The sequence below is a fragment of the Rhizobium sp. TRM96647 genome (genome assembly GCF_025780115.1).
GTDB lineage: Bacteria > Pseudomonadota > Alphaproteobacteria > Rhizobiales > Rhizobiaceae > Mycoplana.
On the sequence record NZ_JAOXHF010000016.1, the window covers coordinates 57052 to 78069 of the forward strand.

General features: G+C 66.4%; 16 protein-coding genes. 11 read left to right on the top strand and 5 right to left on the bottom strand.

Annotated features, from left to right (window positions below; translation table 11 throughout):
- Positions 1-191 precede the first annotated feature (191 nt).
- The 7 genes from OCK02_RS22830 to cysG all read left to right on the top strand — a co-directional run bounded on the left by OCK02_RS22830 (position 192) and on the right by cysG (position 10464).
- Positions 192-1490: a CmpA/NrtA family ABC transporter substrate-binding protein gene (locus OCK02_RS22830; protein ID WP_263815005.1), complete on the top strand. Its 1299-nt coding sequence runs from the start codon at positions 192-194 to the stop codon at positions 1488-1490.
- A gap of 58 nt (positions 1491-1548) precedes the next feature.
- Positions 1549-2442 (top strand): nitrate ABC transporter permease, encoded by an 894-nt coding sequence (ntrB, locus tag OCK02_RS22835; RefSeq protein WP_263815007.1) that lies wholly within the window; start codon positions 1549-1551, stop codon positions 2440-2442.
- Between the two features lie 11 nt (positions 2443-2453).
- Complete coding sequence (locus tag OCK02_RS22840; protein WP_263815008.1) at positions 2454-3251, top strand: ABC transporter ATP-binding protein; 798 nt, start codon at positions 2454-2456, stop codon at positions 3249-3251.
- Positions 3252-3255: 4 nt separating this feature from the next.
- Positions 3256-5706 carry a nitrite reductase large subunit NirB gene (nirB, locus tag OCK02_RS22845; RefSeq protein ID WP_263815009.1) on the top strand — a complete coding sequence of 817 codons (2451 nt, stop codon included), beginning with the start codon at positions 3256-3258 and terminating at the stop codon, positions 5704-5706.
- Positions 5707-5766: 60 nt separating this feature from the next.
- On the top strand, positions 5767-6096 hold the full coding sequence (gene nirD, locus OCK02_RS22850; protein ID WP_230807694.1) for a nitrite reductase small subunit NirD: 330 nt from the start codon (positions 5767-5769) through the stop codon (positions 6094-6096).
- Between the two features lie 230 nt (positions 6097-6326).
- Positions 6327-8981, top strand: coding sequence for a nitrate reductase (locus tag OCK02_RS22855; protein WP_263815010.1), 2655 nt, complete (start codon positions 6327-6329; stop codon positions 8979-8981).
- Positions 8953-10464 (top strand): siroheme synthase CysG, encoded by a 1512-nt coding sequence (cysG, locus tag OCK02_RS22860; RefSeq protein ID WP_263815011.1) that lies wholly within the window; start codon positions 8953-8955, stop codon positions 10462-10464. The genes OCK02_RS22855 and cysG overlap by 29 nt, the downstream gene beginning before the upstream one ends.
- A gap of 63 nt (positions 10465-10527) precedes the next feature.
- Here cysG and OCK02_RS22865 read toward each other — a convergent pair whose 3' ends face one another.
- Entirely contained in the window at positions 10528-12312 is a 1785-nt protein-coding gene (locus OCK02_RS22865) for an IlvD/Edd family dehydratase (RefSeq protein ID WP_263815012.1), read from the bottom strand.
- Positions 12313-12581: 269 nt separating this feature from the next.
- On the opposite strand from OCK02_RS22865, the gene OCK02_RS22870 reads away from it, so the two are divergent.
- From OCK02_RS22870 to OCK02_RS22880, 3 genes are all read left to right on the top strand, one after another.
- The gene (locus OCK02_RS22870; RefSeq protein WP_263815013.1) at positions 12582-13490 is read left to right on the top strand and encodes a DMT family transporter; all 909 of its coding nucleotides are present in this window, start codon (positions 12582-12584) and stop codon (positions 13488-13490) included.
- Between the two features lie 141 nt (positions 13491-13631).
- Positions 13632-15023 (top strand): aspartate aminotransferase family protein, encoded by a 1392-nt coding sequence (locus OCK02_RS22875; RefSeq protein WP_263815014.1) that lies wholly within the window; start codon positions 13632-13634, stop codon positions 15021-15023.
- Complete coding sequence (locus OCK02_RS22880) at positions 15020-16408, top strand: glutamine synthetase family protein (RefSeq protein WP_263815015.1); 1389 nt, start codon at positions 15020-15022, stop codon at positions 16406-16408. The genes OCK02_RS22875 and OCK02_RS22880 overlap by 4 nt, the downstream gene beginning before the upstream one ends.
- Before the next feature lie 37 nt (positions 16409-16445).
- Here OCK02_RS22880 and OCK02_RS22885 read toward each other — a convergent pair whose 3' ends face one another.
- The 3 genes from OCK02_RS22885 to OCK02_RS22895 all read right to left on the bottom strand — a co-directional run bounded on the left by OCK02_RS22885 (position 16446) and on the right by OCK02_RS22895 (position 19563).
- On the bottom strand, positions 16446-16928 hold the full coding sequence (locus OCK02_RS22885) for a nuclear transport factor 2 family protein (RefSeq protein WP_263815016.1): 483 nt from the start codon (positions 16926-16928) through the stop codon (positions 16446-16448).
- Between the two features lie 148 nt (positions 16929-17076).
- A complete protein-coding gene (locus tag OCK02_RS22890; RefSeq protein ID WP_263815017.1) occupies positions 17077-18219 on the bottom strand; it encodes an alpha-hydroxy acid oxidase in 1143 nt (380 codons plus the stop codon).
- A gap of 66 nt (positions 18220-18285) precedes the next feature.
- A complete protein-coding gene (locus OCK02_RS22895; protein WP_263815018.1) occupies positions 18286-19563 on the bottom strand; it encodes an L-fuconate dehydratase in 1278 nt (425 codons plus the stop codon).
- Between the two features lie 202 nt (positions 19564-19765).
- Between OCK02_RS22895 and OCK02_RS22900 the strand changes: the two genes are divergently transcribed.
- The gene (locus tag OCK02_RS22900) at positions 19766-20602 is read left to right on the top strand and encodes an amidohydrolase family protein (protein ID WP_263815019.1); all 837 of its coding nucleotides are present in this window, start codon (positions 19766-19768) and stop codon (positions 20600-20602) included.
- 58 nt (positions 20603-20660) lie between these two features.
- On the opposite strand, the gene OCK02_RS22905 is transcribed toward OCK02_RS22900, so the two are convergent.
- Positions 20661-20840, bottom strand: a complete 180-nt coding sequence (locus tag OCK02_RS22905; protein WP_230807679.1) for a hypothetical protein — start codon at positions 20838-20840, stop codon at positions 20661-20663.
- Positions 20841-21018 lie beyond the last annotated feature (178 nt).

The following is a 21018-nucleotide window of genomic DNA, read 5'->3' on the forward strand; positions in this document are numbered from 1 at the left end:
GGCACACCGCTTGCAGAGCCTATTTCGCACCGGTCAACGGCGATCGGAGCGAGATGAGCGCGCGATAGGCGCTCACAAAAGACATCGACGTCGCAAGGTTTTTGCAGTCCGGGATCCTCCCTCCCGAAGACGCATCAACCGAGCGGCGTTTTTTTATTCCCAAGATCCGGCACAAGCAGAGGGAACTCGGTATGCAGAAGACTTTCACGACCGGCATCACCCGTCGCAGCATCCTGAAGACGACGGCAACCGCGGCCTTGATCACCGCAGTACGGACAGCATTCCCGTCCGGCGCCTTCGCCGCAACCGCCACGCCGGAAGTGACCGGCGCCAAGCTCGGCTTCATCGCCCTGACCGATGCGGCCCCGCTGATCGTCGCGAAGGAGAAGGGCCTGTTCGAGAAACACGGCATGCCGGACGTGGAGGTGCTGAAGCAGGCCTCCTGGGGCGCCACCCGCGACAACCTCGTGCTCGGCGGCGCGTCCAACGGCATCGACGGCGCCCATATCCTCACGCCGATGCCCTACCTCATGCACACCGGCAAGGTGACGCAGAACAACCAGCCCGTGCCGATGGCGATCCTCGCCCGGCTGAACTACGACAGCCAGGGCATTTCCGTCGCCAAGGAATATGCGGAAACGGGCGTGCAACTGGACGCCTCCAGGCTCAAGGCCGCCTTCGAGAAGAAGAAGGCCGAGGGCGGCGAGATCAAGGCTGCGATGACCTTCCCCGGCGGCACGCATGACCTCTGGCTCCGCTACTGGCTCGCCGCCGGCGGCATCGATCCCGACAAGGACGTTTCGACCATCGTCGTTCCGCCGCCGCAGATGGTGGCGAACATGAAGGTCGGCAACATGGATGTCTTCTGTGTCGGCGACCCCTGGAACGAGCAGCTGGTGAACCAGGGGATCGGCTTCACCGCCGCAACGACCGGCGAACTGTGGAAAGGGCATCCGGAGAAGGCGCTCGGCATGCGCGCTGCGTGGATCGATGCCAATCCCAATGCCGCCAAGGCCCTGCTGATGGCCGTGATGGAAGCCCAGCAATGGTGCGACAGCATGGACAACAAGGAGGAGATGTCGACCATCCTCGGCAAGCGTCAATGGTTCAACGTGCCGCCGAAGGACGTTCTCGGCCGCCTCAAGGGCGACATCAACTACGGCAACGGCCGGGTGGCCAACGGTACCGACCTGCAGATGAAGTTCTGGGCAGGCGGCGTCTCCTATCCCTTCAAGAGCCACGACACCTGGTTTTTGGCGGAGAACATCCGCTGGGGCAAGTTCACCCCCGACACCGACATCAAGGGGTTGGTCGACACGGTCAACCGCGAAGACATCTGGCGCGAGGCCGCCAGGGACCTCGGCGTCGCCGCGGCCGATATCCCGGCGACGAGCTCGCGCGGTAAGGAAACCTTCTTCGACGGCAAGGTCTTCGATCCGGAAAACCCGTCCGCCTACCTCGACAGCCTTGCGATCAAGGCAGCGTCCTGATCCCACCGCCGGCGCGCACGGGGCGCGCCGGTCTCCCAGATCTCATGAGGAGCGCTCCATGTCCGCCCTGGCCAAGAAAGAAATGATCGCGACGGCCGCTGCCGCGCCCAAGACCGCCACTATCCTGCCGCTCGCCAAGCGCCCGGTCGCCAAGTTCGACGCAGCCAAGATTGCCGCGTCCGTCGGCCGTAACGTGCTGCCGCCGCTGGTGGTGCTCGCCATCCTGCTTGCCGTCTGGCAGGTGCTCTGTTCGTCGCCCACCGCCTCGCTGCCGTCGCCGCTGCAGGTCTGGCAGGAGAGCTACGACCTGATCGCCTATCCCTTCTTCGAATACGGCTCACAGGATATCGGCCTCGGCTGGCGTGTGATCGTGTCGCTGCAGCGCGTCGCCTATGGTTTCGGCCTCGCGGCCGTCGCGGGCGTGATCGTCGGCGCCGTCATCGGCCAGTCCGTCTGGGCCATGCGCGGCCTCGACCCGATCTTCCAGGTCCTCCGGACGGTCCCGCCGCTCGCCTGGCTGCCGCTGTCGCTCGCAGCCTTCCAGGACTCGAACCCCTCGGCGATCTTCGTGATCTTCATCACCTCGATCTGGCCGGTCATCATCAACACCGCCGTCGGCGTGCGCAACATCCCGCAGGACTATCGCAACGTCGCCCAGGTGCTGCGGCTGAACCAGCTGGAATTCTTTTGGAAGATCATGCTGCCGTCGGCAGCCCCCTACATCTTCACCGGTCTTCGCATCGGCGTCGGCCTGTCCTGGCTCGCGATCGTCGCCGCCGAAATGCTGACCGGCGGCGTCGGCATTGGCTTCTTCATCTGGGACGCGTGGAACTCCTCGCGCCTGCCCGACATCATCGTCGCCCTCGCCTATATCGGCGTCGTCGGCTTCGCCCTCGACAAGCTCGTGGCAGCGGCAGGACGGCTGATCACCCGCGGCGCTTCGGCCAACTGAGAGGAACGATCATGACCGCCTATCTCAAGCTCGACCATATCGACAAGCACTTCGACCGCGGTGGCGTTCGCGCCGAGGTCCTGAAGGGCATCAACCTCTCGATCTCCAAGGGCGAATTCGTCTCGATCATCGGCCACTCCGGCTGCGGGAAATCAACGCTGCTGAACCTGATCGCCGGGCTGACGCCGGTGTCCGCGGGCGCCGTGCTCCTGGAAAACCGCGAGGTCAACGAGCCCGGTCCGGAGCGCGCCGTCGTCTTCCAGAACCATAGCCTGCTCCCCTGGCTTTCGGTCTACGAGAACGTCAACCTCGCCGTCTCCAAGGTCTTCAGCAGCACGAAATCCAGGGCCGAGCGCCACGACTGGGTCATGCACAACCTCGATCTCGTGCAGATGGCCCATGCGAAGGACAAGCGCCCCTCGGAGATCTCCGGCGGCATGAAGCAGCGTGTCGGCATCGCCCGCGCACTCGCCATGGAGCCGAAGATCCTGCTGCTCGACGAGCCCTTCGGCGCGCTCGATGCGTTGACCCGCGCCCACCTGCAGGACGCGGTGATGGAGATCCATGCCCGGCTCGGCAACACGATGGTGATGATCACCCACGACGTCGACGAGGCGGTGCTGCTCTCCGACCGCATCGTAATGATGACCAATGGCCCTGCGGCCCGGATCGGCGAAGTGCTCGACGTGACCATGCCGCGCCCCCGCCATCGCATCGAGCTTGCCTCCGACCGCACCTACCTGAAGTGCCGCGAGGCCGTGCTGAAATTCCTCTACGAACGCCACCGCTTCGTCGAAGCCGCGGAGTAAGACAATGGCTGAAAAACTCGTCATCATCGGCAACGGCATGGCACCCGGGCGCATGCTGGAACACCTCTTCGAGAAGGCGCCCGGCCAGTATCAGGTCACGATCTTCAACGCCGAACCGCGGGTGAACTACGATCGCATCATGCTGTCGCCGGTGCTCTCCGGGGAGAAGACCTACGAGCAGATCGTCATCCACGGCGACGGCTGGTACATCGAGCACGGCATCACCCTCTACAAGGGCCACAGGATCGTTGCGATCGACCGCGCGGCCAAGACGGTGACCTCTGATCACGGCGTGACGGAAAGCTACGACAAGCTCGTCATCGCCACCGGCTCCGTCCCCTTCATCATCCCCGTTCCGGGCAAGGACCTGCCGGGCGTCATCACCTATCGCGACCTCGACGACGTCGAGGCCATGCTGCTCGCCGCCCAGTCGCGCGAGAAGGCGGTCGTCATCGGCGGCGGTCTCCTCGGCCTCGAGGCAGCCGCGGGTCTTGCAAACCGCGGCATGGACGTGACCGTTCTGCACGTGATGCCGACGCTGATGGAACGCCAGCTCGACCCCGCCGCCGGCTACCTGCTGCAGAAGGCGGTGGAGGAGCGTGGCATCAAGGTGATCTGCAAGGCCAACACCAAACAGATCGTCGGCAACGGCAAGGTCGAGGGCATCGAGCTCGACGACGGCCGCATCATCCCGGCGACGCTGGTGGTGATGGCCGTCGGCATCCGCCCGAATGTCGGCCTGGCCACGGAAGCCGGCCTCGCCGTCAACCGCGGCATCGTCGTCGACGACGGCATGCAGACCTCTGACGGCAGCATCCTGTCGGTCGGCGAATGCGCCGAGGTCGGCGGCATGGTCTACGGTCTCGTCGCCCCGCTCTACGAGATGGCGCGCGTCGCCGCCTCGCATCTTTCCGGCGACACCGCCGCCGCCTTCGTCCACTCCGACACGCCCACCAAGCTCAAGGTCACCGGCATCGAGCTCTATTCGCTGGGCGACTTCGCCGACGGCGACGACCGCGAGGAGATCGTGCTGCGCGATGCCAGCGCCGGCGTCTACAAGCGCCTCGTGCTGAAGGAGAACCGGATCATCGGCACGGTGCTCTACGGCGAGACCGCCGACGGCGCCTGGTTCAACGACCTGAAGAAGAAGCAGACCGACATCTCCGAGATGCGCGAAACACTGATCTTCGGACAGGCCTACCAGGGAGGGTCGCCGCTGGACCCTATGGCGGCCGTTGCAGCCTTGCCGGATGATGCGGAAATCTGCGGCTGCAACGGCGTCTGCAAGGGCAAGATCACCGCGACGATCACCGCCAAGGGCCTGACGACGCTGGACGACGTGCGCGCCCATACCAAGGCGTCCGCCTCCTGCGGCTCCTGCACCGGCCTCGTCGAGCAACTGATGACGCTGACGCTCGGCGACAGCTACAATCCTGCCGCCGTCCAGCCGATGTGCACCTGCACCGAACTCGGCCATGACGACGTCCGCCGCCTGATCAAGGCCAAGGGCCTGAAGAGCATTCCGGCGGTGATGCAGGAACTGGAGTGGAAGACCTCCTGCGGCTGCGCCAAGTGCCGCCCGGCGCTGAACTACTACCTCGTCTGCGACTGGCCGGACGAATATGCCGACGACTACCAGTCGCGCTACATCAACGAGCGCGTCCACGCCAACATCCAGAAGGACGGCACCTATTCGGTCGTGCCGCGCATGTGGGGCGGCGTGACGAACGCCAAGGAACTGCGCGCCATCGCCGACGTGGTGGACAAATACGACGTGCCGCTGGTCAAGGTCACCGGCGGCCAGCGCATCGACCTGCTCGGCATCGAGAAGGAAGATCTGCCGGCGGTCTGGGCCGATCTCGGCAAGGCCGGTTTCGTGTCCGGTCAGGCCTATGCCAAGGGGCTTCGAACCGTGAAGACCTGCGTCGGCTCCGACTGGTGCCGCTTCGGCACGCAGGATTCCACCGGGCTCGGCATCCGCATCGAGAAATTCATGTGGGGCTCGTGGACGCCGGCGAAGCTGAAGATGGCCGTCTCCGGATGTCCGCGCAACTGCGCCGAGGCGACCTGCAAGGATATCGGCGTGATCTGCGTGGATTCCGGCTTCGAGATCCATTTCGCCGGGGCCGCCGGCCTCGACATCAAGGGCACCGAGGTGCTCGGCCTGGTGAAGACCGAGGACGAGGCGCTGGAGCACATCGTGGCCCTGACGCAGATGTACCGCGAGCAGGCCCGCTACCTGGAGCGCATCTACAAGTGGGCCAAGCGTATCGGCCTCGATGAGATCCGCCGCCAGATCATGGGCGATGCGGACAAGCGCAAGGCCTTCTATGAGCGCTTCGTCTTCTCCCAGAAATTCGCCCAGGTGGATCCCTGGTCGGAGCGCGTCTCCGGCAAGGACAAGCACGAGTTCCGACCGATGGCCTCGGTCGGGTTCAACGAGGCCGCGGAGTAGTTTCCCTCTTCCCCCCTCGTGGGAGGGGAAGAGCAATGCCATCGACAAGGAGCGCATCAGATGAACTGGCACCCAATCGGCGACATCTCCGACATCCCCCTGCGCGGCGCGCGCTGCGTGAAGACGCCGCAAGGCAAGATCGGCGTCTTTCGCACGGCCGAGAACGAGGTCTTCGCCATCGAGGATCACTGCCCGCACAAGGGCGGCCCCCTCAGCCAGGGCATCGTGCACGGCAATTCGGTGACCTGCCCGCTGCACAACTGGGTGATTTCGCTGGAGACCGGCAAGGCGCTCGGCGCCGACGAAGGCGCGGTGCGGACCATCCCGCTCAGAAACGAGGACGGAAAGCTCTTCATCGCGCTCGAAAGCCTGATGATCGCGGCGGAGTGATGGCCTGATGCCGGCAATATCACCCCCCTCTGTCCTGCCGGACATCTCCCCCTCAAGGGGGGAGATCGACCGGTGGCGGGCGCCTCGCCTGAAAGCGACTTCGGAACATGCGGATGCAACAGCCGGATGGAAAGTGATGTGGGCGCTCCATCCGATCTCCCCCCTCGAGGGGGAGATCGGATGGACAGAGGAGGACATCCCGGCATCTCCGGATTCCGCGGGAGGGTCGAATGCCCATTGAAACGAAAACCACCTGCCCCTATTGCGGCGTCGGCTGCGGCGTGATCGCCCGCGTCGACGATGATGGCAGCGTCTCCGTCAGGGGCGATCCCGAGCATCCGGCAAACCTGGGGCGCCTGTGCTCAAAGGGCTCGGCGCTGGCCGAGACGCTCGACCTCGACGGACGCCTGCTCCATCCCGAAATCGGCGGCCGACGGGCCGGATGGAACGAGGCCCTCGATCTCGTGTCAGCACGCTTTGCTGACGCCATCGCCGAGCACGGTCCGGATTCGGTCGCCTTCTACGTCTCCGGCCAGTTGCTGACCGAGGACTACTACGTCGCCAACAAGCTGATGAAGGGCTTCATCGGCTCGGCCAATATCGACACCAATTCCAGGCTCTGCATGTCGTCCTCTGTCGCCGGCCACCGTCGCGCCTTTGGCGCCGACACCGTGCCGGGGACCTACGAGGACATCGAGCTTGCCGATCTCGTCATCCTGACCGGCTCCAACCTCGCCTGGTGCCATCCGGTGATCTACCAGCGGTTGGCCGCGGCCAAGGCGGCGCGGCCGGGCATGAAGGTGGTCGTCATCGATCCGCGGCGGACCATGACGAGCGACATCGCCGACCTGCACCTTGCGATCCGCCCCGACGGCGATGTGGCCCTGTTCAACGGCCTGCTGGCGCATCTGGCAAAGGGCACGGCGATCGACGAGAACTATGTCGCAGCCCACACGGCCGGCTTCGCGGAGGCCTTTGCCACTGCGAGCATGATGACGTTCCCCGCGCTGATGGATCGAACCGGGCTCGGCGCCAGCGAGCTCCGCCGGTTCTTCGGCCTGTTCGAGCGGACCGAGAAGGTCGTCACCTGCTACAGCCAGGGCGTCAACCAGTCGTCTTCCGGCACCGACAAGGTCAACGCCATCATCAACTGCCACCTCGCCACCGGCCGCATCGGCCGTCCCGGCATGGGGCCGTTCTCGCTGACCGGCCAGCCGAACGCCATGGGTGGCCGCGAGGTCGGCGGGCTTGCCAACATGCTGGCCGCGCACATGGCGATCGAGAATCCGGAAGACCGCGACCGGGTGCAGCGCTTCTGGAGCTCGCCGACCATCGCCACCCGCCCCGGGCTGAAGGCGGTGGACCTGTTCCAGGCCGTGGCCGACGGCCGCGTCAAGGCGCTGTGGATCATGGCGACCAACCCGGTCGTCTCGATGCCGGATGCCGGCGCAGTCGAGGCGGCCATCAAGGCCTGCCCCTTCGTCGTCGTTTCGGACATGCTGACGACGACCGACACCGCCCGCCACGCGCACGTGCTCCTGCCGTCCGCCGGCTGGGGCGAGAAGGACGGCACCGTCACCAATTCCGAACGCCGCATCTCGCGCCAGCGCCCGTTCCTCGTCGCGCCCGGCGAGGCCCGCGCCGACTGGTGGCAATTGTCAGAAGTGGCTCGCCGCATGGGCTTTTCCGGCTTCGCCTACGCCTCGCCGGCCGACATCTTTGCCGAGCATGCGCGGCTGTCGGCCTTTGAGAACGACGGCAGCCGCGACTTCGACATCGGCGCCCATGCCGGGATCGCGCCGGCGGGCTATGACGCCATGGTTCCCTTCCAGTGGCCGCAGCCGGCCGGCAAGATGAATGCGACGACGCGCTTCTTCGCCAAGGGCGGCTTCTATCATCCGGATGGCAAGGCGCGCTTCGTCGCCGTCGTGCCCTCCGAGACGGACCGCACCAGCGCGGCCTACCCGTTCACGCTCAACACCGGCCGTATCCGCGACCAGTGGCACACGATGACGCGGACGGGAAAGAGCGCCCGCCTCTCCGCCCATATCGCCGAGCCCTTCGCCGAGATCCATCCGCGCGACGCCGTGGACGCCGGCATCGGCAATGCCGGCCTTGTCGAGATCGAGAGCCCGTGGGGCAAGGCGATTGTCCGTGCCCTCGTCACCGAACGCCAGGCGCGCGGCAGCGTCTTCGTGCCGATGCACTGGAACGACCAGTTTGCGGCGAAGGCCCGCATCGACGCGCTCGTGCCGCCCCTAACCGACAGGGTTTCCGGCCAACCGGCCTCGAAGAACGTCGCCGTCGCCATGCGCCCCTTCCCCGCCTCGGCCTACGGCTTCGCTGTTGCCACCAGCAGGCCTGCGGTACCCGCGGCGGACTACTGGGCGATGGCCAAGGCCGAGGGCGGCTGGCGGATCGAGCTTGCCTTTGCAACGCCGGCCGAGGACTGGACGGCATGGTGCCGCGCCACCTTCGCCCTTCCGGACGACGTCGAGCCCCTCGGCTATGCCGACCGCCGCACCGGAGACCTCCGGCTCGCCTTCTTCGACGGCGACCGGCTGCTTGCCGCCCTGTTCCTCGCCCCCGAGCCGGTGGCCGTGGCCCGCGCCTGGGCGGTGTCGCAGCTGAGCGCGGCGCATGGCGACCTGCGCAAGCGCTTCACCCTCGTCGCCGGGCGCCCCGGCGCCGGGCGGCCCGATCCGGGCGCGACCGTCTGCTCCTGCTTTTCCGTCGGCGTCAACCAGATCGTCGCTGCCGTTCGCGGCGGCTGCCACACCGTCGAAGGTATTGGCAAGGAACTCAATGCCGGAACCAATTGCGGCTCGTGCCGCGCCGAGATCAGGGGGATCATCGATGGATGTCGTGCAGCCGCCGCGGAATGACAGCCCTGCCCGCATGGAGCCGCTTGCGAAGCTCCCGGTCTTCTGGGGGCTTCAGGGCAAGCGGGTCATCGTTGCCGGCGGTTCCGAGGCCGCTGCCTGGAAGGCCGAACTCCTGGCGGCCTGCGGCGCCGAGGTGCATGTCTATGCCGAAGACCTCGCCGAGGGCTTCGGGGCCCTGATCGTGACGAACGCAAATGCCGGCACGGAGCTGAATGGCGGCAAGGGAGATCGACCCGGCCACTACGTCCATCATCCGCACGCCTGGCACGCTGCCATTTTCGCCGACGCCGCGCTGGCGATCGCCGACTGCGAGGACGAGGGCGAGGCCGAAAACTTCTTCGACGCGGCAAGGGCGGCCGGCGTCCCCGTCAACGTCATTGACAGGCCGGCCTATTGCCAGTTCCAGTTCGGCTCCATCGTCAACCGCTCTCCCGTCGTCGTCGCCATTTCCACGGACGGTGCAGCCCCGATCCTGGCGCAGGCGATCCGGCGCCGGATCGAGACGCTCCTGCCGCAAAGCCTGAAGTCCTGGGCCGAGCTCGCCCGGTCCTTGCGGGAGCGCGTCAACGAAAGATTGCTGCCCGGCCCCCGGCGTCGCGCCTTCTGGGAGCGCTTCGTCGACCGGGCCTTCGCCACCATGGCTACGCCGGAGGAGGGCGCAGGCGGGGTGCTTCTGGCCGATGCCGAAAGGCTCGCGGAAGCCCCCGCCACCGGTCGCGTGACGCTGGTCGGCGCAGGCCCGGGCGATGCGGAACTGCTGACGCTCAAGGCCGTTCGCGCCCTGCAGGCGGCCGACGTCATCCTTTTCGACGATCTGGTATCCGACGACGTACTCGAACTCGCCCGCCGCGAAGCCAAGCGCATGCTGGTCGGCAAGCGCGGCGGCCGCGAAAGCTGCCGGCAGGAGGACATCAACGCGACGATGGTCAGGCTGACCAAGGCCGGCAAGCGGGTGGTGCGGCTGAAATCCGGCGATCCGATGATCTTCGGCCGCGCCGGCGAGGAGATCGCCCATCTCAATCGCGAGAACATCGCCGTCGACGTCATCCCCGGCATCACGGCTGCGAGCGCGATGGCCTCGCGCCTCGGCATCTCGCTGACGCACCGCGACCATGCCCAGTCGCTCCGCTTCATCACCGGCCACTCGCGTCACGGCGGGCTGCCGGCGGACGTGGACTGGCGCTCCGTCGCCGATCCGCGCACGACGACGGTGTTCTACATGGGCGGCCGCACCGCGTCCCTGATCGCCGACCGGCTGATCGCCGAGGGCCTGCCGCCTGCGACGGCGACGATCGTCATCAGCGACGTCAGCCGGCCGGGCGAGCGCAAATGGATAGGCACGCTCGCAAGCCTGCCGGACGGCATCGCCGAAATCGGCTACGACAATCCGGTCCTGATCGCCATCGGCAGCGCGCTGGCAGCCCGCGCAACCGACCGCGACAGCCGGATCGAACCGCTGGCGCAGGCCCGGGCGGCCGGCTGACGACTGCCCGCGAGAATACGCTTCCGTTCTGCCCGCCTCCCTGCCGGTCGGCTCGCCCCCGCCTCAGTGGTTGTGGCGCGGCGGCGTCCCGGCGATCTTGCGGAAATCCGCCGCTCCCTCGATCACCGCACCGTCGGAAAGCTGGGTGACCGTCTTCCGGTAGAGCCGCTGCCAGGGCGTCGCGTCGGCGGGCACGGGCGGAATGCCGTCGCTGCGGCGCCGCTCGATTTCCGCCGCCTCCACCAGCATGTCGCAGCGGCCCTCCGTCAGGTCGATGCGGATCGTGTCGCCGGTTCGCAGCCAGGCGAGCCCGCCGCCGGCCGCACTTTCCGGCGAGGCATTGAGGATGGAGGGGCTGTCGGCCGTCCCCGATTGCCGGCCGTCGCCGATCGTCGGCAGGCTGGTGATGCCGCGCTTCAGAAGATGATCCGGCGGCTGCATGTTGACCACCTCCGCCGACCCCGGCCAGCCGAGCGGACCGGCGCCGCGGATGACGAGAATGCAACGGTCGTCGATGTCGAGCGCGGGATCGTTGATGCGTCGGTGATAATCTTCCGAACCGTCGAACACGATCGCCCGGCCCTCGAACACGCCTTCCCGGCCCGGTTCGCTCAGGTAGCGCTGGCGGAATTCCTCCGAGATCACGCTGGTCTTCATGATGGCGAAATCGAACAGGTTGCCCTTCAGCACCAGGAACCCCGCCCGCTCCTTCAGCGGCCGGTCGAACGGCCGGATCACCTCGCGATCGGCCGCATGCCGGCCTTCGAGGTTCTCGCCGATGCTCTTGCCCGTCACCGTGCGACAGCTGCCGTCGAGCCTGCCGGCGTCGAGCAGTTCGCGCATGATCGCCGGCACGCCGCCGGCGCGGTGGAAACGCTCGCCCAGGAAGCGGCCGGCCGGCTGCACGTCGGCCAGCAGCGGAATATCGTAACCGTGCTCCTGCCAGTCCGCGGGGAAAAGTTCGACGCCGGCGTGCTTCGCCATGGCTGCCAGATGCGGTTGAGCATTGGTGGAGCCGCCGATCGCGGAATTGACGCGGACGGCATTCAGGAAGGCTTCGCGGGTGAGGATATCGGACGGGCGGATGTCCTCGAGCACCAGTTCGACGGCCCGCCGGCCCGTCCGGTAGGCCATCTGGCCGCGCTCGCGATAGGCCGCGGGAATGGCCGCGCAGCCCGTCAGCGACAGCCCGAGCGCTTCGGCGAGCGCGTTCATGGTCGAGGCCGTGCCCATGGTGTTGCAGTGGCCGATCGACGGTGCGGAATCCATCACCGCATCCACGAACTCCACCGCGTCGATCTCGCCTGCCGCATATTTCCGGCGCGAGCGCCACAGCACGGTGCCCGAGCCGACGAGGTCGCCCTCGTGCCAGCCGTCCAGCATCGGCCCGCCGGACAGAACGATCGCCGGGATGTCGACCGTGGAGGCCGCCATGATCGCCGACGGCGTGGTCTTGTCGCATCCCGTCGTCAGCACGACGCCGTCGAGCGGGTAGCCGTACAGGATCTCGACGAGGCCGAGATAGGCGAGGTTACGGTCGAGTGCGGCCGTCGGCCGCTTGCAGTTCTCGAAGATCGGATGAGTCGGAAACTCGATCGGGATCCCGCCGGCATCGCGAATGCCGTCGCGCACGCGCCTGGCGAGATCGACATGGTGGCGGTTGCACGGCGTCAGGTCGCTGCCGCTCTGGGCGATGCCGATGACCGGCTTGCCGGAGCGAAGTTCCTCCGGCGTGATGCCCTGGTTCATGAAGCGCTCGAGATAGAGCGCCGTCATGTCGATATGATCGGGATTGTCGAACCAATCCTGCGAGCGCAACCGGTGACCGGCCCCGTTGTTTCCTGTCATTGCCTCTTCCCTGACCTTTTTCCTGTCATCCGGCGCATGATGCGGTTTGCGCCTCGTCCTCGAAGCCGACCATTTCATTGCTTTGCGACCGGATCAACGGCGCAAGCCATTCTTTTCAACATTGGCGGCCATGCTTCATGCACCGCCCTTATGAAGTCATCAGATATGCTGACTGGATTGCCGCGTCGAAATGTGAGAGAGGCGATAATCTCACTCTCGCTGCGGGCAGGTCCATGCCGGCGTGGCGCCCAACCTGCCGGACCTTGACCATGACGGACATCGCAGCCCCCTCCCCGTCCCTCGCTGGCGGAACGCGCCTGGGCGTAGCCCTGATGCTGCTCGGCATGGTGATGTTCACCCTGAACGACGTGCTCGGCAAATGGCTTGTCGCGACCTATTCGGCCCAGCAGGTCATGCTGGTCCGCAGCCTTGCGGCTCTCATCGTGCTGCTGCCCTTCTTCTGGCGCCATGGCTGGCTGCGGATCGTCCGGGTCGAGCGGCCGCGCCTGCAGGCGCTTCGCGCCCTGCTCGCCGCCGTCGAGGCGACCGCCTTCTACTTCGCCGTCGCCTACATGCCGCTGGCCGATGCCATGACCTACTGGCTCGCAGCCCCGATCTATATCGCAGCGCTTTCGCCGCTGATGCTCGGCGAGCATGTCGGCTGGCGGCGCTGGACGGCGATCCTGATCGGCTTTGCCGGTGTGGTCATAGCGCTGGAGCCGTCGGCCGCGAGCTTTGCCCTGCCCGCCCTGATCGCGCTCAGTGGCAGCGTCGCCTATTCCTTCGCCATCATCTTCAGCCGCTCGCTGAGGGCGACGCCGGATACGACGCTGGTCTTCTGGCAGATGGCGGCCGCCGTGATCGTCTCGCTCATCGGCATTGCCGTCCATCCGGCGAACTGGACACCGGTGCCGCCGCTCGACCTCGGCCTGCTCGGCCTGCTCGGCGTCGTCGCGATGAGCGCGCACATGCTGGTGAACCGATCGCTCAAGCTTGCCGACGCCGCGACCGTGGTACCGCTGCAATATACGCTGCTGATATGGGCTGTGCTGTTCGGCTGGCTGTTCTTCGGCGACGTGCCGCGCCCGGCGATGATGGTAGGCGCCGGCTGCATCGTTGCCTCCGGCCTGTTCATCTTCTTCCGCGAACAGAAACTCGCCCGCGCTGCGCGGCGCTGATATCCGACGCTGCCGCAGCAGCATCGCGTGTCCGGCTCATTGACCAATGAGATCACAACTCAATATAAGTGATCACATTGAGATGGCTGGACCGCAGCGATGCACAACCGGCCGGGGAACGAGCCAGGCGGGGGAAGCATCATGTCGGCGAAGGGTCCGGAAACGGCGACGACGGAACTCGAGGCCCGCGCGGTCGTCATGCTGCAGACGGAGCGCGCCCTGTTCGAAAGCCGGCGGCCGCTGGCTGCGGCAGTTCATGCCGCGGCAGGCCCAGGCTTCTTCGATGGCGTTCCGCAGCACTGGATGCTCGACTGGCCCACGCCGTTTCCGCCCGTCATCGAGGCCGCCACCGGCGTCACGCTCACCGATATCGACGGCAACAGCGTCATCGATCTCTGCCTTGGCGATACCGGGGCGATGTTCGGGCACGGACCGGAGCCCGTCCTGCGCGCGCTTGCCGGAGCCGGCACGCACGGGCTGACCACCATGCTCCCCTCATCGGACGCGCCGGCCGTCGGCCGCCTGCTCGCCGAGCGCTTCGGCCTGCCGCGCTGGCAACTGGCCGCGACGGCGAGCGACGCCAACCGTTTTGCCATCCGCATCGCGCGCGCCGTGACCGGCCGGGCCCGGCTTCTGGTCTTCGACGGCTGCTACCACGGCGCGGTCGACGACACGCTCGTCGATCTCGTCGACGGGCGGACGGTGTCGCGCCGCAACCTGCTGGGCCAGGTGCGCGATCCCGGCGACCTGACCGTCTCCATTCCCTTCAACGACGAGGACGCCCTTGCTGCGGCGCTGGCGAAAGGCGACGTCGCCTGCGTCCTCGCCGAGCCGGTGATGACCAATTGCGGCATGATCCTGCCCGACCCGGGCTTCCACGCAACGCTACGGCGGCTGACGCGGGAGGCCGGCGCCTTGCTGCTGATCGACGAGACGCACACGATCTCCAGCGGCCCCGGCGGCTATACCCGCCTGCACGGGCTGGAGCCGGACCTGATGGTGATGGGCAAGCCGATCGGGGGCGGCATTCCCGTCAGCGTCTGGGGCATGACCGAGGCGGTCTCCGATCGCCTGCGCGCCGTCCGCAGCCGGCAGAGCGGCCACGGCCACTCCGGCATCGGCACGACGCTGTCGGGCAGCGCCATCCAGCTCGCCTGCCTGCGTGCCTGCCTCGAGGAGGTGATGACCGACGAGGCCTATCGGCTCATGAACGCCCGGGCCGACCGGATCGAGGCCGGGTTCAAGGCCGCGATCGCCGAAAACGGCCTGGGCTGGACGGTCTCGCGCGTCGGCGCGCGCCTCGAGATCGTCTTCTCGCCGCGACCGGTGCGCAATGCCCGGGAGGCCCGCGAGGCAGCGTCCGACACGCTCGAGCAGGCGTTGCATCTTTCCATGCTCAATCTCGGCTATCTCCTGACCCCGTTCCACAATATGGTCCTCGTCAGCCCGGCCCTTTCGACCGGACAGGCCGATGGGCTGGTCGATGTGTTCGGCACCGTGCTTGCGCGGATGACCGGGAGGGAAGGCGCATGACGAGGGATACCGCCGCCCGTCCGCAAGGCGCAGCCGACATCGCAGAGGCCGAGGCCTTCCTGGCAGCCCACCCGGAGATCGGCGCCTTCGATCTGGTCCTGATCGACATCAACGGCATTGCCCGCGGCAAGATCATCCGCCGCCACGAGTTGCTGCCGATCTTTCGCTCCGGGCGCCACCTGCCGGGATCGATCCTCGGCCTGGACGTGTCCGGCGAGGACGTGGAGGAGACGGGCCTCGTCTGGTCTGACGGCGATGCCGACCGGCGCGCATGGCCGGTATCGGGCTCGCTGGTGCCCCTGCCCTGGACGGATCCGCCGCGTGGCGAGGTGCGGCTCTCCCTCTACGAACTCGACGGCACGCCGATGGCCGCCGACCCGCGGCATGCGCTGGCCCGGAGAGGCGCCATGCTGGAGGCCGGGGGCTTCCATCCGGTGCTCGCCTACGAGCTCGAATTCTACCTGCTTGACCGGGAGCGCGAGGCGGCCGGCAACTTCCAGCCGCTGCGGCTGCCGCTCACCGGCGAACGGCCCGAGGGCATCCAGGTCTACGGGGTCAGCGAACTCGATCGCCTGGAGCCGTTCATCGACGCCGTCTATGCCGCCGCCGAAGGGCAGAAACTGCCCGTCGAGACGATGATCTCGGAATATGCGCAAGGGCAGTTCGAACTGACACTGCGCCACGGCAAGGCGTTGCGCGCGGCCGACGACCTCGTCATGCTCAAGCGCCTCCTGCGCGGCATCGCGGTCCGTCACGGCATGATGGCCTGCTTCATGGCCAAGCCCTTCGCCGGCCGCGCCGGCTCGGGGATGCATGTGCATGCGAGCCTTGCGGACGAGACCGGCGAAAACCTCTTTGCGGATCGCGGGGACGCGTTGTCGCCCCTCTTGAGGCAGGCGGTGGCCGGGCTGCTCGAGACGATGGAGGAATCCATGCTGGTCTTTGCGCCGCACCTCAACTCATGGCGCCGGTTCTCGGCGCAGAGCTATGCACCGACCACCCCGACCTGGGGCGCCAACAACCGCTCGGTCGCCGTGCGCATTCCGGCGGGATCCGGTTCCGGCCGCCATCTGGAGCAACGCGCCGCCGGCATCGACGCCAATCCTTATCTCGTCGGCGCCACCGTGCTTGCGGCCATGCAGCGGGGTATGGCCGCAAACGCCGACCCCGGCCCGCAGACGACCGCCTATGCCGAGGGCCGGGACGACCAGCTTCCGCCCGATTGGCGCAGCGCCATCGAGAAGGCGGCGGGATCCGCCTTTCTCAAGGACGCGCTCGGCGAGCGGCTGCATTTCGTTCTGCTTGCATTGAAGCGCGCGGAATACCGCCGCTTCGCCGCCGAGATCACCGCGCTCGAGCGCGCGCTCTACGGCGAAGTCGTCTGAACCGCCACCAGGGCAGCGGGCGACGGCCCGCCGCCTGTCAGGCGCTGGGCCGCTCTTCCGCGAGCGGATCGACCGGCATCGCCGAAACGCCGGTCCAGATGCCGGACGGCTTGACGAAGCCGACCATTTCGGCCGCCATCAGCGTATCCACGAATTCGGTGTACTCGATGATGCGGCCATCCTCGAAGGTCAGCTTGTCCAGCATTTCGGTATCGATGAAGACATCCTTCGGGATGAAGCGGACGGGCCCGCTACGGTGAACCAGCACCGTGTCCCCGTCGACATGGACGCTCTCGACCTCCATGTCCGACAGATCCCAGGTCGCGATCAGGTCGCTGAACCGGGCGCGGATTTCCGTCTCGCCTTCCACCATATGGGTCAGGGGGCCGAGCCTGTAGCTGCCGGTGATCCGAAAGCTGGCTCTTGGGTCGACGCAATTCATGATCGCGTCGATGTCGTTGTCGTTTCGCGCCCTGTAGAACGCGCGGACAGTCCTTTCGAGTTCTCTGCGATCCGTCATGGATGCTTCCCTCCGTTAGAACGGAGGGAGTGTGCGCCGCTTTCGCCGCCCGGGCAATTCGGAATGCCCCATCCAAAAGTATTAGCTTAACCTAATATGAATCGATGGAGCGATTCCGGACGGACGGCGCGCGTTCGTCCGGCGCCGGTCAGATTTCCTGATGCAGGTTGCGGCGCGACAGATTGCGCACGTCCCGTTCGCCGCAAAGCGCCATCGTGATGTCGAGTTCCTTGCGGATGATCTCCAGCGCTTGCGTCACCCCGGATTTGCCGCCGGCGCCGAGACCGTAGAGGAACGGCCGGCCGATATAGGTACCCTTGGCGCCGTAGCACAGCGCCTTCAGCACATCCTGCCCCGACCGGATGCCGCCGTCGAGATGAACCTCCATGTGCCCGCCGACGGCATCGACGATGCGCGGCAGCATGCTGATCGAGGACGGGGCGCCGTCGAGCTGCCGGCCGCCATGGTTGGAGACGATGATCGCGTCCGCCCCCGTCGATACTGCCATCCGCGCATCCTCCTCGTCGAGGATGCCCTTCAGGATCAGCTTTCCGCCCCAGCGTTCCTTGATCCAGGCGACGTCCTTCCAGGACAGTTGCGGGTCGAACTGTTCCGACGTCCAGACCGACAGCGAGGACAGGTCGGTGACGCTCTTGGCATGGCCGACGATATTGCCGAACGTGCGCCGCTTCGTACCCAGCATCTGCATGCACCACATCGGCCGCGTCGCCATCTGCCAGATGTGCCTGGGCGTGAACTTCGGCGGCGCCGACAGGCCGTTGCGGATGTCCTTGTGGCGCTGGCCGAGGATCTGCAGGTCGAGCGTCAGCACGAGCGCCGAGCATTTGGCCGCCTTGGCGCGGTCGATCAGGTTCAGCACGAAGTCGCGGTCCTGCATCACGTAGAGCTGGAACCAGAACGGCTTGGTGGTGACCGAGGCGACATCCTCGATCGAGCAGATGCTCATGGTGGAGAGCGTGAACGGGACCCCGAACGCCTCGGCCGCCTGTGCCGCCAGCATCTCGCCGTTCGCGTGCTGCATTCCGGTCAGCCCGGTGGGAGCCAGAGCCACGGGCATCGACACTGTCTCGCCGATCATCGTCGATTCCAGCGACCGGTTCGTCATGTCGACGAGCACGCGCTGGCGCAGCTTGATCTTGCGGAAGTCTTCCTCGTTCGCCTGATAGGTGCCCTCGGTATAGGCGCCCGAATCGGCATAGTCGAAGAACATCTTCGGCACGCGCCGCTGCGCGCGCGCCTTGAGGTCGTTAATCGTCAGGATCTGGCTCAACTCTTCCCCCTACATGCGGAAGGGCGGCACACCGGTCGGTGCCGCCCCGAATGCGACGATCATCTTTTAGGGTCGGAACGTGAATTCGGCAATCGATTCCGGCTTCATTTCGATCGAGAAACCGGGGCGCGACGGCGGCATGTAGGCGGCGTCGCGAATGACGCAGGGATCGACGAAATGTTCGTGCAGGTGATCGACATACTCGATCACCCTGCCCTCCTTCGTGCCGGAGACGGCGACATAGTCGATCATCGACAGGTGCTGGACATATTCGCAAAGCCCGACGCCGCCGGCATGCGGCCAGACCGGCAGGCCGAACTTCGCTGCAACCAGCAGAACAGACAGCACCTCGTTCAGCCCGCCCATGCGGCAGCTGTCGATCTGGACGATGTCGATCGCACCCTCGGCGATGAACTGCTTGAACATGATGCGGTTCTGGCACATCTCGCCGGTCGCGACCTTCACCGGGCCGATCGCCTGGCGGATCTTGCGGTGGCCGGCAATATCGTCCGGGCTGGTGGGCTCCTCGATGAAATAGGGATTGGCGAAGGCGAGCCTGTTCACCCAGTCGATCGCCTGGTCGACCTCCCAGACCTGGTTGGCATCGATCATCAGATAACGGTCCGGACCGATGACCTCGCGCGCGATCGTCAGCCGGCGGATGTCGTCGTCAAGGTCGCGGCCGACCTTCATCTTGACGTGGTCGAACCCCGCATCGACCGCTTCCTGGCAGAGTCGCCGGAGCTTCTCCTCCGGATAGCCGAGCCAGCCGGCCGACGTGGTGTAGCAGGCGTAGCCTTCACGCTTCAGGGTTTCGATCCGCTCCGCCTTGCCCGCCTCCGCCTTCTTCAGGATGGCGATCGCCTCGTCGCGGGTCAGAACGTCGGTCAGGTAGCGGAAATCGACGATGTCGGCGATCTCTTCGGCGGACAGTTCGCTGACCAGTTGCCAGACCGGCTTGTCCGCCTGCCGGGCCAGCAGGTCCCAGACGGCGTTGACGACGGCGCCCGTCGCCAGATGCATCGCGCCCTTGTCGGGACCGATCCAGCGCAACTGGCTGTCGCCGGTCAGGTGACGCCAGTACTTGCCCGGCGCCTTGCGGACCTCGTCCAGATCCGCGCCGACGACGAGATGCTCCATCGCCCTGATCGCCATGCAGCAGATATCGTTGCCGCGGCCGATGGTGAAGGTCAGGCCGTGGCCGCTGACGCCGGGGTCGTCGGTATCGAGGATGACATAGGCGGCCGAATAGTCCGGATCCGGGTTCATCGCATCCGAGCCGTCCAAACTCTTGGACGTCGGAAACCGCAGGTCGAACACGCGCATGCCGGTGATGCGGGTCATCATTTCCTCCCATGACGCGCCGGCCGCGATATCAGGCTTCCCGTCGCGGCCAACGCTTGAATTCTCCAAACTGTACTTTATACATAAAGGACATATTTTGCCGCTGTCAACAAACGATACGGGGGATCGGGCGGCGGCTTGCCGGGCATCGGCAGCGTGTGACAGCATGCCGGCCGAGGGCGGCAATTCGAGGGAGGACGCCATGTTCATCGACACCCACCTGCACCTGATCGACCAGTCGCGCCTCGCCTATCCGTGGCTGTCCGGCGCCGGCGACCTGAACCGCGATTTCACCTATCCGGAATATGCGCAGGAGGCGAAGCGCCTCGGCATCGAGGCGGCCCTGCACATGGAAGTGGACGTTGCGACCGCGGACATCGAGGTCGAGACCGAGATGGTGCGCAGCCTCGCCGCCACGCAAGGGGATCTGATCGCCGGCGTCATCGCCGCCTGCCGCCCGGAGGAGATCGGCTTTGCGGCCTATCTGGAAAAATGCGAGGCCGATCCTTTCGTGAAGGGCTTCCGGCGCGTCCTCCACGTCGTGCCCGACGACATATCCGAACAGGCGCTCTTTCGCGACAATCTCAAGCGGATGGTCGGCAGCCGGCTGACCTTCGACATCTGCATGCTGGCCCGCCAGCAGCCGCAAGCGCTGGCGCTGATCGACAGCGCCCCGGGCGTCCGTTTCGTCCTCGACCATTGCGGCGTGCCAGACATCGTCTCCGGTGCGCTCGACACGTGGAAGCGCGGGATCGACGAGATCGCGCGGCGGCCGAACGTCACCGCCAAGGTCTCCGGCGTCGTCGCCTATGCGGATCCGCACAGCTGGACGGTCGAGACCATCCGCCCCTATGTCGAGCACATTGTCGCAAGCTTCGGCTGGGACCGCGTGGTCTGGGGAAGCGACTGGCCGGTCTGCACGAAGGGCGGCGGGCTTTCCACCTGGGTGGCGGCGACGCAGGCCATCTTCGGCCCGTGCGCGCAGGATGAACGGGAAAAGCTCTACCGCGCGAACGCCAGGAGGATCTGGAATCTCTGAGGTCAGGCCACAGTCGGCGCCTGCGGCTGTGAGATGGGCGGAAGCGCGTTGAAAACGATCAGTGGCCGATCAGCCCGACGACCAGCGCTACGACGAATAGGAAGGCTGCACCTGCGACCACATTGCAGACGATGCCGTCGAGGGCCCGACGCCGGGAGGGCTCCGCACGTGGGGCACGCGGTTCGCGATTGTGGCCGAAGTCCGCCTTGCCGAAAGCATCCACGTTGCTCATCGTCATCATCCTTCCTCTGGATGTCCGGCAGCGCCATCGGCGCACACCAGCCATCGAGCCGGGCCGTCTATGCCCGCGAGGGATCATTATAGAGAATGTCTATAAGAAGGATAGGGTTTATTTTTCTCTTTTCCGCCACAATTATGAACGGGCATTTTCTGCGTTTCGACGACCGCAAAAAAGG